General features: G+C 70.2%; 11 protein-coding genes. 2 read left to right on the forward strand and 9 right to left on the reverse strand.

The window, feature by feature from the left end:
* Positions 1-211: 211 nt before the first annotated feature.
* The 9 genes from dxs to acnA all read right to left on the reverse strand — a co-directional run bounded on the left by dxs (position 212) and on the right by acnA (position 13,660).
* Entirely contained in the window at positions 212-2,134 is a 1,923-nt protein-coding gene (dxs, locus tag FH715_RS09050) for a 1-deoxy-D-xylulose-5-phosphate synthase (RefSeq protein ID WP_139642675.1), read from the reverse strand.
* Positions 2,135-2,271: 137 nt separating this feature from the next.
* Positions 2,272-3,501 carry a sugar ABC transporter permease gene (locus tag FH715_RS09055; protein WP_139642678.1) on the reverse strand — a complete coding sequence of 410 codons (1,230 nt, stop codon included), beginning with the start codon at positions 3,499-3,501 and terminating at the stop codon, positions 2,272-2,274.
* Positions 3,501-4,343 (reverse strand): ATP-binding cassette domain-containing protein, encoded by an 843-nt coding sequence (locus FH715_RS09060; protein ID WP_139642680.1) that lies wholly within the window; start codon positions 4,341-4,343, stop codon positions 3,501-3,503. Before FH715_RS09060 ends, FH715_RS09055 begins: the two co-directional genes overlap by 1 nt.
* 84 nt (positions 4,344-4,427) lie before the next feature.
* On the reverse strand, positions 4,428-5,531 hold the full coding sequence (locus FH715_RS09065; protein WP_139642682.1) for a substrate-binding domain-containing protein: 1,104 nt from the start codon (positions 5,529-5,531) through the stop codon (positions 4,428-4,430).
* 269 nt (positions 5,532-5,800) lie between these two features.
* On the reverse strand, positions 5,801-6,982 hold the full coding sequence (locus FH715_RS09070) for an ROK family transcriptional regulator (protein WP_139642685.1): 1,182 nt from the start codon (positions 6,980-6,982) through the stop codon (positions 5,801-5,803).
* Positions 6,983-7,156: 174 nt separating this feature from the next.
* Complete coding sequence (locus tag FH715_RS09075) at positions 7,157-8,062, reverse strand: carbohydrate ABC transporter permease (protein ID WP_139642688.1); 906 nt, start codon at positions 8,060-8,062, stop codon at positions 7,157-7,159.
* A gap of 75 nt (positions 8,063-8,137) precedes the next feature.
* Positions 8,138-9,196: a carbohydrate ABC transporter permease gene (locus tag FH715_RS09080; protein WP_425472693.1), complete on the reverse strand. Its 1,059-nt coding sequence runs from the start codon at positions 9,194-9,196 to the stop codon at positions 8,138-8,140.
* Between the two features lie 16 nt (positions 9,197-9,212).
* Entirely contained in the window at positions 9,213-10,625 is a 1,413-nt protein-coding gene (ngcE, locus tag FH715_RS09085; RefSeq protein ID WP_139642690.1) for an N-acetylglucosamine/diacetylchitobiose ABC transporter substrate-binding protein, read from the reverse strand.
* 314 nt (positions 10,626-10,939) lie between these two features.
* Positions 10,940-13,660 carry an aconitate hydratase AcnA gene (gene acnA, locus FH715_RS09090; protein ID WP_211367501.1) on the reverse strand — a complete coding sequence of 907 codons (2,721 nt, stop codon included), beginning with the start codon at positions 13,658-13,660 and terminating at the stop codon, positions 10,940-10,942.
* A 324-nt stretch (positions 13,661-13,984) separates the two neighbouring features.
* Between acnA and FH715_RS09095 the strand changes: the two genes are divergently transcribed.
* Together FH715_RS09095 and FH715_RS09100 are read left to right on the forward strand one after the other, a co-directional pair.
* Entirely contained in the window at positions 13,985-14,494 is a 510-nt protein-coding gene (locus tag FH715_RS09095) for a hypothetical protein (protein WP_139642696.1), read from the forward strand.
* Positions 14,491-14,856: a transcriptional regulator gene (locus FH715_RS09100; protein ID WP_139642698.1), complete on the forward strand. Its 366-nt coding sequence runs from the start codon at positions 14,491-14,493 to the stop codon at positions 14,854-14,856. The genes FH715_RS09095 and FH715_RS09100 overlap by 4 nt, the downstream gene beginning before the upstream one ends.
* Positions 14,857-14,866 lie beyond the last annotated feature (10 nt).

Consider the following 14,866-nt stretch of genomic DNA (forward strand, 5'->3'; position numbering starts at 1 on the left):
CGGGGGTCGGACGGTCTGAGGACCCGACGACCTGAGTGAGGCCGTCGTCTGTCCCCGGGGGCGCGGGCGGTGGCTGTGTGAAGTGAACTGGTAGGGCGGCCTGTTGTGGGGGCCGCCCTCCTCTGGTGTCCGCGCCGTTGTACGGCGGCGTCGGGCGCCGTCGGACGTCGGGTGCCGTCAGACGTGGTGCGCCGTCAGACGTTGTGCGCCGTCAGACGTGGTGCGCGCTGTCGCCGCCGAGGCCGGCGGGGGCGAGCCTGCCCTCCAGCCGGGCGACGAGACCGGTGACCTGGCGCGCGATGTCCGGCCCCGTGAGCCCCACCTCGGCCAGCACCTCGTTCCTGCTGCCGTGGTCGAGGAAGCGCTCGGGGATGCCGAAGTCCCGCAGCGGCACCTCCACGTCGGCGTCGCGCAGCGCCTGGGCGATGGCCGAACCGACGCCGCCGGCGCGGCTGTTGTCCTCCACCGTGACGATCACCCGGTGCTCGGCCGCCAGCGCGGGCAGCTCCGGGTCGACCGGCTTGACCCAGCGGGGGTCGACGACGGTGGCGCTGATCCCCTGCCGGTCCAGCAGGTCCGCCGCCTCCAGGCAGACCGGGGCCAGCGCGCCGACGGAGACCAGCAGCACGTCGGGCCGGTCGCTCCCGGCCTCGCGCAGCACGTCCATCCCGCCGATCCTGCCGACGGCCGGCACCGGGGTCCCGACCTTGCCCCGGGAGTAACGGACCACCGTGGGCGCGTCCTTGACCTCGACGGCCTCCCGCAGCTGCGCGCGCAGCTGGTCGGCGTCGCGCGGGGCGGCCAGCCGCAGCCCCGGCACGACCTGGAGGATCGACATGTCCCACATCCCGTGGTGGGAGGCGCCGTCGGGCCCGGTGATGCCCGCGCGGTCCAGCACGAACGTCACGCCGCAGCGGTGCAGCGCCACGTCCATCAGCAGCTGGTCGAAGGCGCGGTTGAGGAAGGTGGCGTAGACGGCGAAGACCGGGTGGAGCCCGCCGGTGGCGAGCCCCGCGGCGGAGACCGCGCCGTGCTGCTCGGCGATTCCGACGTCGAAGACCCGCTCGGGGAACTCCTCGGCGAAGCGCTTGAGCCCGACCGGTCGCAGCATGGCGGCGGTGATGGCGACGAGGTCGGGACGCTCGCGCCCGATCCGCACGATCTCGTCGCCGAAGACGGAGGTCCAGTCGGCGCCCGAGGCGCTGACCGGGAGGCCGGTGTCCGGGTGGATGACGCCCACCGCGTGGAACTGGTCGGCCTGGTCGTCCCTGGCCGGCTGGTAGCCGCGGCCCTTCTCCGTGAGGCAGTGCACGATCACCGGGCCGCCGAAGCGCTTGGCGCGCTGGAGCGCGGACTCCAGGGCCTGGATGTCGTGGCCGTCGATGGGGCCCAGGTACTTGATACCGAGGTCCTCGAACATGCCCTGCGGGGCGATGACGTCCTTCAGCCCCTTCTTGGCGCCGTGCAGCGTGCCGTAGAGCTGCCGGCCGACCACGGGGGTGCGGTTGAGCACCTGGCGGCCACGCTCCAGCCAGCGCTCGTAGCCGTCGGTGGTGCGCAGGGTGGCGAGGTGGTTGGCGAGGCCGCCGATGGTGGGGGCGTAGGAGCGCTCGTTGTCGTTGACGACGATGACCAGGGGGCGGTCCTTGGCGCCCGCGATGTTGTTGAGCGCCTCCCAGGCCATGCCGCCGGTGAGGGCGCCGTCGCCGGTGACGGCGACGACGTGCCGGTCGATGCCGCGCAGTTGGTTGGCCTTGGCGAGGCCGTCGGCCCAGCCGAGGACGGTGGAGGCGTGGCTGTTCTCGATGACGTCGTGCTCGGACTCCTGGCGCGAGGGGTAGCCGGAGAGGCCGTCCCTGGTGCGCAGCCCGGAGAAGTCCTGGCGGCCGGTGAGCAGCTTGTGCACGTAGGACTGGTGGCCCGTGTCCCACAGCACGCGGTCCGCCGGGGACTCGAACACCCGGTGGAGCGCGATGGTCAGCTCGACGACGCCGAGGTTGGGGCCGAGGTGTCCGCCGGTCTTGGAGACCTCCTGGATCAGGAAGGCGCGGATCTCCCCGGCGAGCTCGACCAGCTCCTCGGGGGTCAGCCCGTCCAGGTCACGCGGTCCCGAGACACCGGTCAGCAACGACACCGTTCCTCCTCGTTTCTGGGCACTCCCATCACCCGGAGAGTCTAGTGCGCCACCCGCGTTGTGGCGTTCTCAGGATGCGGGATGGGTCACCCGGGCCGTCGCCGACCCGGGTGACCTGCCTCTCGCCTGAACAGGAACTATGTTCGACCAGCCGTGCGTTGGGTGCGCCGGGAGATCGAGTCGAGGACGACGGCGACCAGCAGCACGGCGCCCGTGATCATGTACTGGATCTCGCTGGCCATGCCCATCAGGTTCAGGCCCGTGGTGATGGACTGGATGACGAGGGTGCCCAGCAGCGCCGACCAGATCCAGCCGCGTCCGCCGAAGAGGCTGGTGCCGCCGATGACGGCCGCGGCGATGACGTTCATCAGCAGGTTGCCGGAGCCCAGGCTCTTCGAGGCGCCGCCGGCCTGGGCCGCGTAGAAGAGGCCGCCGAGGGCGGCCAGCGCGCTGGCCAGGGTGAAGACGGTCAGCCTGACCCGTTCCACGTTGATGCCGGCGCGGCGTGCGGCCTCGGCGTTGCCGCCGACGGCGAAGATCTGCCGGCCGTAGGTGGTGCGGCGGATCATGAAGTCCGCGGCCAGCAGGATCGCCAGGAAGATCACCAGCGCCAGCGGCAGGCCGCGGTGCTGGTTGAGGGTGTAGGCGGTGACGAACGCGGCCACCGCGACCAGGCCCGCCCGCAGGATGATCTCGCTCAGCGGCCGGGTGGGCAGCGTCGCCCGCTCGCGCCTGCGCTCCTGGAAGAGCAGCGCCCCCAGGTAGCCGAGGCTGAGCACGGCGGCCAGCCCGTAGGCGGCCGAGATGTCGGAGAAGTAGAAGTTGTTGAAGTCCCGCACCAGGCTGTCGCGGGGGATGTTGATGGTGCCCTCGTCGCCCATCACCCAGATCTGGAGCCCGCTCCAGCCGAGGAAGCCGGCGAGGGTCACCACGAAGGCGGGCACCCCGATCTTGGCGAAGAAGAAGCCGTGCAGGGTGCCGACGGCCGCGCCGGCCAGGATGGCCAGGACGATGGCGAGCAGGTCGTTGACCCCGTGGCTGACGGAGAGCACCGCCCAGACCGCCGCGGACAGGCCGGCCATGGAGCCGACCGACAGGTCGATCTCGCCGAGCAGCAGCACCAGCACGATGCCGACGGCCATGATGCCGGGGCCCGCGATGTAGACGGAGATGTTGCTGATGTTGCGCGGCGAGAGGAACGTGCCGGTCTGGGACTCGAAGACCACGGCGATGATGATCATGCCGATGATCACCGGGATCGAGCCCAGCTCGCCACCGGTGATCCGGCGCCGGAAGTCCTCCAGGTAGCCGGCCAGGCCGCGTTCCCGCACCAACAGGCGGGGGTCGGGCGCGAGTTTGTCGCTCATCAGGCTTCCTCCCCCGCGCCCTCGGCGTCGGTGTTCTGCTCGGGCTCGGGCTCGGGCTCGGCCTCGGAACCCTGGTGGTCCCTGCGGAGGCTTCGTCGGGTGACCGCGTTGTCCGTGGCCCCGGTGATGGCGGCGATGATCTCCTCGCCGCTGGTCTCGGCGGCCGGGAAGACGCCGTTGTTGCGGCCCAGCCGCAGCACCGCCACGTCGTCGGCGACGGCGCGGACGTCGGCCACGTTGTGGCTGATGAGGACGACGCCGAGGCCACGGTCACGCAGCCGCTCCACGAGGTCGAGCACCTGGGCGGTCTGCTCGACACCGAGCGCGGCCGTCGGCTCGTCGAGGATGACCACCTCGGGCGAGCCGACCAGCGCGCGGGCGATGGCGACGACCTGCCGCTGCCCGCCGGAGAGCGACGCGACGGGGATGCGCACGCTGGGGATGCGGATGGAGAGGGTCTCCAGCAGTTCGCGGGCCTCGCGCTCCATCGCGACCTGGTCGAGGATGTGCGCGGTGCGCAGCTCGCGACCGAGGAAGAGGTTGGCGACCACGTCGAGGTTGTCGCACAGGGCGAGGTCCTGGTACACGGTGGCGATGCCCAGTTCCTGGGCGTCGTGGGGCTTGGAGATCCGGACCTCCCGCCCCTTCCAGGAGATGCTGCCGGCGTCGATCGGGTGGACCCCGGCGATGGTCTTGATGAGGGTGGATTTTCCGGCGCCGTTGTCGCCCACGAGGGCGGTCACGCGGCCGGGACGGATCTCCAGGTCGACGTCGGTCAGTGCCTGCACGGCACCGAACCGCTTGGAGACGCCGTGCAACGCCAGAACGGGTGCGGCGGTCATGCGTGGGGTCAGCTCCTTGCGCTGCGTCGGCCGGCCCCGCCCCCGACGGTGGTGGGGCGGGGCGGGGTCCGGACGGTGCGACGGTCAGCCGAGGCCGACTTCCTGGCAGGCGTCGGCGAACTCGGCGGTGCAGATGTCGGCGGGGGCGTAGAACTCGTCCGCGATCACGGTGTCCTCGATGGTGTCCAGGGTCACCGGGACGGGCTCCAGCAGGGTGGACGGGATACCCTCGTCGGTCGCGCTGTCGGCGCTGTCGGGCGTGAGCTCGGCGAAGTCCTCGCCGCGCAGCAGGCGGACGGCGACCTCGGCGGTGATCTCGGCCTCGGGCTGGAGCGCCTTGTAGATCGAGAACGTCTGCGCGCCGGTGACGATCCGCTGGAGGCCCGCGAGTTCGGCGTCCTGGCCGCCCACGGGGACGTCGGAGATGCCGGCGGCCTCCAGGGCGTTGATCACGCCGGCGCCCATGCCGTCGTTGGCGACGTAGACCGCGTCGAAGCCGTCGGCGCCGAGCGAGTCGATGGCGGCGTTCATCTCCTCGTTGGCCAGGGCGGCGTCCCAGCCGTCGATGTCCTGGGAGAAGACGATCTCGGCGGTGCCCTCAAGGACGGACTCGGCGCCGGACTTGAACTGCGCGGCGTTGGGGTCGGTGGGCGAGCCGTTGATCATCACGACGCGGGAGCCCTCGGCCTCGTCGCCCAGGGCGTCGAGCAGGGCCTGGCCCTGGAGTTCGCCGACCCGCTCGTTGTCGTAGGAGACATAGGCGTCGATCGGGCCCTCGGCCAGCCGGTCGTAGGCGACGACGGGCACGCCCTCGGCGTCGGCCTCCTCGACCCAGGTGGAGGTCGTCGAGGCGTCCACCGCGTCCAGGATGATCACGTCGACGCCGTCGGTGAGCATCGCGTCGAACTGCTGCTTCTGGAGGTTGGCGTCCTCGCTGGCGTTGTTGTACTGGACCGTGCAGTCCGGGCACAGCTCGCCGATCTTGCCCTCGATGAAGGGGCGGTCGAAGGACTCGTACCGGGTGGTGCGGTCCTCGGGGAGCAGAAGGCCGATGGTGCCACCACCGTCCCCGCCGCCGCCCTCGTTGTCGTCGTCGTCGCCCCCGCCGGCTTCCCCGCAGGCGGTCAGCGCCAGGGCAAGGGACAGGGACGCGACGCCGAAGCCGGCAAGTCGCTTGTGTTGACGCATCGTTCCTCAAGCCTCCCGCTCGGGCCGCGAGTTGACGGCCATATCGGTCGGTTGAGAGCTAACTCCGACGACTTGTTGCCGTCAATACATAAATCCAGCTTCAACCAAATCGAGATCTTCCCTCGGGCCGGAAGAGAAGGTTTACGGCGAGGTTTCGACGGGAATTTGACGGCCCGCGCCGCGAGGCGTCGCGGGAGCTTCACCCGTTCTTCCCTCGCTTTACCTCTTGAAGGTTCAACGAGCAGGGTCCGACGCTCAGCCGCGCGCGTTCAGCCGCCCCGACCCGAGCCGAGCAGCATCCCGTCGCCCATCTCCCGCAGCACCAGGGCCAGCGCCCCCAGCACCTCGGCCCGGCCGCCCAGCGCGCCGGCGGCCACGGTGAGCTGGCGGGCCGCGCTGGGGATGGCGTAGCGGCCGACGGAGTCCCTGATGGGGCCGAGCACGATCTCGCCGGCCTCGGCGACGTCCCCGCCGAGCACCACGCGGTTGAGGTTGAGCACGTTGCACAACTGCGCCACCGCCGTGCCCACATGGCGGCCGACGTCGGCGATCACCCGCTGGCAGCCGGGGTCGCCGTCGCGGGCCAGCTGGACCACGCGCCGCATGGTCAGCTCGGTGCCGTGCACGGGCGCCAGCAGCGGCAGCACGTGACGCGCCGCGGTGTAGGTCTCCAGACAGCCCCGGTTGCCGCAGCGGCAGACCGTGCCCGACTCGTCGAGGGTGATGTGACCTATCTCCCCCGCCGTGCCGCCAGAACCCCGGTACAGACGCCCGTTGATCACCAGACCGGCGCCGACCCCGCTGGCCACCTTGATGTACGCCAGGTCGCCCGCGCCGCGCCCGCTCCCCCACACCGACTCGCCCAGCGCGCCCAGGTTCGCGTCGTTGTCCACGTGCACGGGGACGCCGGTCCTGGCCCTCAGCTCCTCACGCGGGTTGGTGCCGCGCCAGCCCGGCAGTATCGCGGTGGAGCCGATGGCGCCGCTGGTCATGTCGATCGGCCCCGGCACGCCGAGACCGATACCGATGATCTTGGAACGGTCCATCCCCGCCACCGCCAGCAGCCGGTCGACCAGCTTCTCGGCCCGGTCGAAGCCCTGGTCGGCCGAGGCGTCCACGTCCAGCGGCTCGGCCTCCTCCGCGAGTACCTGGTGCGCCAGGTTCCCCACGGCCACCCGCAGGTGGGAGTGGCCGAAGTCCACGCCCACCACGATCCCCGCGTCACTGGAGAGCGAGACGCTGCGGGCCCGCCGGCCACCCGCCGAGGTGGAGCGCACCTCGACCGTGCCCAGCTCCTTCAACTCCCGAACGATGTTCGAGACGGTGGCCGCCGAGAGACCCGTGGTCCTGGCGATGTCGGCCTGGGTGAGCGAACCGGCGGCCCGGACCGCCCTGATCACCCGTTCCAGATTGGCCCGGTGCAGCGAGGACTGCGATCCCGGAGTCTTCACGGCTCACTCCACTTCCCACATACCGAGCGTCCCGCCGCCCCAAACGGGCCGGCGGCTCGCCTCCCAACGGCCGTCCCACCTGCGACGGAGGGCGACGCCGGGCCCACTATAGGAAGTCGGCGCCTTTCGTGGTGGTCGCGTGCGGGAATCGACCGAAGTCCGGAACCGCGGTCGTCATCGCACCGCGCCCGCCGTCAGGCCGTTCTGCACCTGCCTCTGGAACGCCACGTACACCGTCAGCACCGGCAGCATCGCCAGCGAGACGCCCGCGTAGAGCGCGCCCCAGTCCCCCTCGTACCCCTGCTGCACCATCAGCGCGGCCAGGCCCTGCGGCAGCACCGCGTCGTCCGGGTCGCCGACGTTGAGCACCCGGGGCAGCACGAACTGGTTCCACTGGCCGAGGAAGTTGAAGATCCCGATGCTGATCAGGCCCGGCTTGGCCATCGGCAGCATGATCTGGAAGAACGTCCTGCTGTGCGAGGCGCCGTCCAGCATCGCCGCCTCCTGCACCCCGCCGGGCAGGGTGCGGAAGAAGGAGACCAGGAAGAAGATCGTGAACGGCAGCGAGTAGGCGATGTAGACGAGGATCAGGCCCTGGCGCGTGTTGAGCAGGCCCATGTTGTTCAACACGAAGAACAGGGGCACCAGCGCGAGGAAGATCGGGAACATCATCCCGCCGACGAACAGCAGGTGCAGCAGCCTGTTGCCGGGGAAGTCGAAGCGGGCCAGCACATAGGCGGCCATCGCCCCCAGCAGCATCGTGCCGGTGAGGGAACCCGCCAGGATGATCAACGAGTTGAGGGCGTAGCGGCCGATGTTGGCCGAGGTCCAGGCGTTGGTGAAGTTCTCCCACTCCAGGCTGGTCGGCAGCCCGAAGGGCTCCGAGACGATGTCGCCGTGCGGGCGGAAGCTGTTGAGGACGACCAGCACCAGCGGCGCCGCCGCCATAAAGAGCCAGACGACGAGGAAGGTGTGCGAGAAGACGTTCAACGTGGTGCCGGTGACGCTCCGGCCGTGCTGCTCGGGCGACCGCTCCGGCTCCTCGACCGGCCGCTCCTCCGTGGTTTCGGTGACGCTCATCTGCGGTGCTCCCAAAGGCGGTTGGCGTGGTGGATACGAGGCCCCGGGGCGTCGGGCGGCGCCCCGGGCACCCGCCTACATCTCGATCCGGTCCCGGCGGCCGATCCGCATCATGACCGTGGCGAACACCAGCGTGATCAGGAAGAGCGCCACCCCGATGGTGATCGCGTAGCCGGCCTGACCGTCCCTGAACGCCTTCGAGAACAGATAGCTGGGCAGCACGTCCATGCCGTGCTCGGGCACCATCACGTTCACCAGCGCGAAGGCGTCCAGCGCCTGGATGCCCATGTAGACCCACCCGGTGCGGACGGTCTCCCAGGTGAGCGGGAAGGTGATCCGGAAGAACGTCAACGACCGTCCCGCGCCGTCCAGTCGGGCCGCCTCGTAGATCTCGTTCGGGATGGAACTCATCGCCGCCGAGAACAGCACCACGTAGAAGCCGACGAACGACCAGCACAGCACGATCAGCACGCACCAGATCGCCCAGGAGCTGCCCAGCCAGTCCTCGCGCTGCCAGGAGCCGAGGCCGACGGCGTCCAGCCCGGCGTTGAGCGCGCCGCTGCGCGGGCTGTAGATCCGCGCCCAGATCACGGCGATGATCGCCAGCGAGAGCACCTGCGGGAAGAAGTAGACGATCTTGTAGAGCCCGGAGCCGGTGACCCCCGCCACCGCCTCGCTCCGGCGCCGACCGCCGGCGGTGAGCATGTACGAGAAGAAGAGCCCCAGCGCCAGCGTCACGACGGGGGCGATCACCAGCAGCAGCAGGCTGTTCTTGGTGGCGTCCCAGAACTTGTCGTCGTTCCACATCCTCTCGTAGTTCTCGAACCCGGTGAAGTTGTAACTGGAGCTGTATCCGGTCCAGTCCGTCATCGAGTAGAAGAACGCCTGCACGAAAGGCGATATCACGAATATGCCGTACACCAGAAGGGGTGCGGCGAGAAACCAGACGATAAAACGGTACTGGTCGAGTTTGCGGTAACGCCGGTCGTAGCGGACGCTGTCCGGCGTGAAGCGGGGCGGCAGCACGAACGCCACGGCCAGTCGGAGTCTCATCCCCGGGGTCAGGCGGTCCTCGCTCCCGCGCCCACCGCTCCCGGTGACGTCCTTGCCGGCCCGCTGCGTTGTGTCTTCCATGCCGCCCCCTTCGCGCTCAGACGTGCTGGAACTTCTGGACGGAGTCGTCGCTCGCGGTCGCGTCGGCGGCGCGCTGGCAACGGTTGATGGCCTCGTCGGCGTCGATGTCGCCGGCCATCATGGCGGCGACGGCACCGCCGACCTCCTCGTCGTTCAACTGCTTGTACCAGTCGGGCAGTCGGGGCACGAGCAGGTTCTCACCCGCCGCCTCGAAGACCTGCTTGGCGCTGGCCAGGCCGGGCGGCAGCTCCAGGTCGTCGGCCGCCCCGCGCACACAGGTGAGCGAGGAGACCAGCTCGGTGAAGTTGCGCGCCGACTGCTGGCCGAGCATCACCCGCAGGAACTCCAGGCCGCCGATCGGGTTCTTGGCGTCGGCCGGCACGAAGAACGGCTCGCTCGCCGAGGCCCAGAGCGTCTCGAACGGCATGGCGTCCGAGGAGTCAAGGCTGGTGGGCGGGCCCACGGCCATGTCGAAGTCCTCGGGGGTGTTCCGCCGCGACTCGTTCTCCACCCAGGAGCCGTTGGGGATGAAGAGGGCCTGGTAGCCGTTCCACTCGTCCTGGGACTCCTCGTGCGTCATGCCCGGGCTGCCCCGCAGGACATAGCCGCGCGCGGCCAGCTCGTGGTACGCCTCGAAGGCGGCCTTCACCGCGTCGTGGCGCCAGGCGTTCGGCTCCAGGTTGTCGATCGCCTTGAGGACGTCGGGGCCGCCGATCTTCCCGATGAACGGGTAGAGCGTGAAGTTGAAGTAGTACGGATAGACGCCCGCGTAGGTCCAGCCGGCCATTCCCTGCCGCTTGGCGGCCTCGCAGACGGCGATCATCTCGTCCCAGGTGCGCGGGTACTCGACCTCCAGGCGCTCCAGGGCGGTGCGCGAGTACCACTGGCCGTAGACGGTGAATGCGTAGTTGAGCCGCCAGACCTCCTGCGAGCCGAACTGCCCCATCTCGACCGTGCTCGGCATCAGGGTGTCGCGCACGGTGACGTTGGGGTCGTCCAGCGAGGGGGCGTCCAGCAGCTCGTTCAGGTCGTAGATCTGGTCGTTGCGGGTCAGCGCCGCGATGTCCATGGCGTCGGCGCCGCTGTTGTTGACGACGTCCGGCGGGTCGCCCTGGTTGAACCGGGACTGGAGCCTGGTCTGGATCTCGGTCGTCTTGACGTGCGCGACCTGGCCGTAGCTCTCCTGGTATATCGCCTCGGCGTCCAGCGCGTACTGGTCGCCGAAGCCGCCGTCGAAGATGACGACCTCCAACTCGGCGTCCGGATCGACGCCCAGCGGGTTGCCCTCCGAGGTCTCGCCGCGCTCGACGGTGTTGTCGTCACCACCGCCGCTGGCGCAGCCGGAGAGGGCGCTCACCGCCGGCACCGACAGCAGGCCGGCCGCGGCGGAACGGGTCAGCAGGGAACGGCGGTTGAGTGGGGACGTCATATGCAGCCTCGTCTTCCTCTGGGAGCCGAACGGGATGGCCGCCGGTGCCCGACAGGTATAGTCCACTTGGCGCGTGCACGGAAGATCGGGAGCCAAGATCGCCCGGAGGCTTTTCCGAGTTGAGATCTCCCTGACACACGCGAAGGACCGGCCACGTCCGAGTGAACCTCGAACGACCGGCCGGCCCTTGGGCTGAGCTGCGACTTCCTTCGTTGTGCCGAGGGCGGCGCGGGCCGCGCCGCCGCCCGGGAACGCCGGGTCGCGATGACCCGGCGGTGACCCGGACGAGAGCGCGAACCGCCCGCCCGCGCCCCCTACTTGCGCAGCAGGGAACGCAGCACGTACTGCATGATCCCGCCGTTGCGGTAGTAGTCCGCCTCGCCGGGGGTGTCGATCCGGACGACGGCGTCGAACTCGACCCCGCTGTCCGTGGTGACCTTGACGGTCTCGGGCGTGGTGCCGTCGTTGAGCGCGGTCACGCCGGTGAAGGAGAAGGTCTCCTCGCCGGTGAGGCCCAGGGTGGCGGCGGTCTGCCCGGCCGGGAACTGGAGCGGGAGCACGCCCATGCCGATCAGGTTGGAGCGGTGGATGCGCTCGTAGGACTCGGCGATGACGGCGCGCACACCGAGGAGCGCGGTGCCCTTGGCCGCCCAGTCGCGGGACGAGCCCGAGCCGTACTCCTTGCCGGCCAGCACGACCAGGGGCACGCCGGCCGCCTGGTAGTTGCTCGACGCGTCGTAGATGAACGACACCGGCGCGCCGTCCTGGGTGAAGTCCCTGGTGTAGCCGCCCTCGGTGTCGGGGGCGATCTGGTTGCGCAGCCGGATGTTGGCGAAGGTGCCCCGGATCATCACCTCGTGGTTGCCCCGGCGGGAACCGTAGGAGTTGAAGTCCCTGCGCTCGACGCCGTGCTCGGTCAGATAGCGCCCGGCGGGGGTGTCCGCCTTGATGGCGCCGGCCGGGGAGATGTGGTCGGTGGTGACCGAGTCCCCCAGCTTGGCCAGCACCCGCGCGCCGGCGATGTCCGAGACCGGCTCCGGGTCCCTCGTCATGCCCTCGAAGTACGGGGGCTTGCGGACGTAGGTGGACTCGGCGTCCCACTCGAAGGTCGAACCGGTCGGGATGGACAGCGCGTTCCACTGGGCGTCGCCGGCGAAGACGTCGGCGTAGCTCTGGCCGAACATCTCCTGGCCGATGGCCGAGGCCACGACGTCCTCGATCTCCTGCTCGGTGGGCCAGATGTCCCGCAGGTAGACCGGGCGGCCCTCGGTGTCGGCGCCCAGCGGCTCGCTGGTGATGTCGACCTTCATCGAGCCGGCGAGCGCGTAGGCGACGACCAGCGGCGGCGAGGCCAGGTAGTTCATCTTGACGTCCGGGTTGATCCGGCCCTCGAAGTTCCGGTTGCCGGAGAGGACCGAGACCACGGCCAGGTCGTGCTCGTTGACCGCCTGCGAGATCTCCTCGGGCAGCGGGCCCGAGTTGCCGATGCAGGTGGTGCAGCCGTAGCCGACCAGGTTGAAGCCGAGCTTGTCCAGGTAGGGCGTCAGACCGGCGCGGTCGTAGTAGTCCATGACGACCTTGGAGCCGGGCGCCAGGGTGGTCTTCACCCAGGGCTTGCGGGTCAGCCCGCGCTCCACGGCCTTCTTCGCCAGCAGGGCGGCACCGACCATCACCGAGGGGTTGGAGGTGTTGGTGCAGGAGGTGATGGCCGCCACGGTGACCGCGCCGTGGTCCAGCTGGAACGAGCTGCCGTCCGCCAGGGTCACCGTGACCGGGTCGCTGGGCGTGCCGTTGCTGACGGCGGGGGCGTCGGAGGCGGGGAAGGACTCCTTGCCCGCCTCGTCGGCGTCCGCGTGCGGGACGTAGACACGCACGTCGTCGCCGAACTTGGCCTTGGCCTCGGAGAGGGCGATCCGGTCCTGGGGACGCTTGGGGCCCGCGATGGAGGGCACCACGGTGGACAGGTCCAGCTCCAGGTACTCGCTGAACTCCGGCTCGCTGGCCGGGTCCAGCCACAGCCCCTGCTCCTTGGCGTAGGACTCGACCAGCGCGAGCTGCTGGGCGTCCCTGCCGGTCAGGCGCAGGTAGTTGATCGTCTCGGCGTCGATCGGGAACATGGCGGCCGTCGAGCCGAACTCGGGCGACATGTTGCCGATGGTGGCGCGGTTGGCCAGCGGGATGGCGCCGACACCCTCGCCGTAGAACTCCACGAACTTGCCCACCACTCCGTGCCTGCGCAGCATCTCGGTGATGGTGAGCACCAGGTCGGTCGCGGTGGTGCCGGTGGGCAGCTGGCCGGTGAGCTTGAAGCCGACCACGCGCGGGATCAGCATGGAGACCGGCTGGCCCAGCATCGCGGCCTCGGCCTCGATGCCGCCGACGCCCCAGCCGAGCACGCCGAGGCCGTTGACCATCGTGGTGTGCGAGTCGGTGCCGACCAGGGTGTCCGGGTAGGCCTGACCGCCGCGCACCATGACGGTGCGGGCCAGGTGCTCGATGTTCACCTGGTGGACGATGCCGGTGCCCGGCGGGACCACCTTGAACTCGTCGAACGCGGTCTGGCCCCAGCGCAGGAACTGGTAGCGCTCGCGGTTGCGGCCGTACTCCAGCTCGACGTTCTGCTGGAAGGCGTTGGCGGTGCCGAACTTGTCGGCGATGACGGAGTGGTCGATGACCAACTCGGCCGGCGCCAGCGGGTTGATCCGCGCCGGGTCGCCGCCCAGCTCACGCACCGCCTCCCGCATGGTGGCCAGGTCCACCACGCAGGGCACGCCGGTGAAGTCCTGCATGATCACACGGGCCGGGGTGAACTGGATCTCCTGGCTGGGCTGCGCGGCGGCGTCCCAGCCGGCCAGGGCCCTGATGTGATCGGCGGTGATGTTCGCCCCGTCCTCGGTCCGGAGCAGGTTCTCCAGGAGCACCTTCAGGCTGTAGGGCAGTCGGTCCGAGCCCGCCACCTTGTCCAGCCGGAAGATCTCGTAGGACTCGTCGCCCACCCGCAGGGTGCTGCGAGCGTCAAAGCTGTTCGCCGACACGACTGTCTCCTTCACCACATGATTCGCACGATCTACCGCAATCCTGCCGTGCGCGCCGGGCCACCACTCGCTAAGGGAACCCTAAGTAGGCCCCTCGGAAAGGCGCGCCGCCAGACGGTCCTCGTGTTCCTTCGGCGTCGAGCTCGACGCCAGGTATCTCGATGTCGAGATAACCCTAACCCATCACCCCCTCCGACCGCGGAGGCGGACCGGGGCCCCCGTCGACTTGCCTACCTGGAAAGTAAGTGTTAGCTTTCCTGGCAGGAAAGTCAAGCTGGGTCACGGAGAGCCAACTCCGGGGCCCGGAAGGGGAGGGCGACGGCCATGAGCGCGACGATCGACGCCGAGCAGGCGTGGCGGGACCTACAGCGAGTGAGGGTTCCGCAGGAGCGGGTGTACGACGAGGTGGAGCGCTCGGTCTCCGGCGGCGCCGATCCGTCCACCTGGGGCACCGCCGCGCTGCTGTGGCTCTTCCTCGCGGGGATGGGCCTGGATCCGCCCCTGTGGGGCGTGCTGCTGGCCGGCACCGTGTATGTCGCGCTGCTGGCCGCGCTGGCCAGACACGCGCACCGGGGCAGCCGGGTGCGGCTGCATCACACCCGGTACAACTGGCGGGCGTTGGCCACCCTGGTCGCCGGCGCGCTGGTCACCGGGGGGACCGTCCTGCTCACCGGCCGGTTGGCCGCGCCGCTGGAGCCGGCGTGGGCCGGCCTGACGCAGGCCACGGTGACGGCCGCCGTCTTCCTGCTCTTCATCGGCCCGGCGAGCCGCTGGTCCACGGGTTCGCTGCGCGGCCACGGTCAGCGTGTGGAGCGCGAGGGGGTCCGCTCATGAGCACCCCGGCCGGCTTCGACGAGCTGATCCATCCCTCCACCCGGCTCTCCGTGGTCGCCCTGCTGGCCACCACGGAGTGGGCCGACTTCGCCTTCGTCCGCGACAGCCTCTCGCTCAGCGACTCGGCGCTCTCCAAGCAGCTGCACACCCTGGGAGAGGCCGGGTATCTGGAGATCCTCAAGGAGGGCGGAGGGAGGAAGCGCCGGACGCGGGTGCGGCTGACGGGCCGCGGCAGGACCGCCTTCGAGGGCCATGTGGCGGCGCTCCGGGCGATCGTCGAGGGCGCCGGGACCTTGCCGGACGCGGTGCCGGGCGCCGGGGCCGCGAAGGCCGCCGCGCCGGGGCGGGAGGCGGCGCGGTGACCGGGCGCGC

Source organism: Streptomyces sedi (assembly GCF_006335015.1).
GTDB lineage: Bacteria > Actinomycetota > Actinomycetes > Streptomycetales > Streptomycetaceae > Streptomyces > Streptomyces sedi.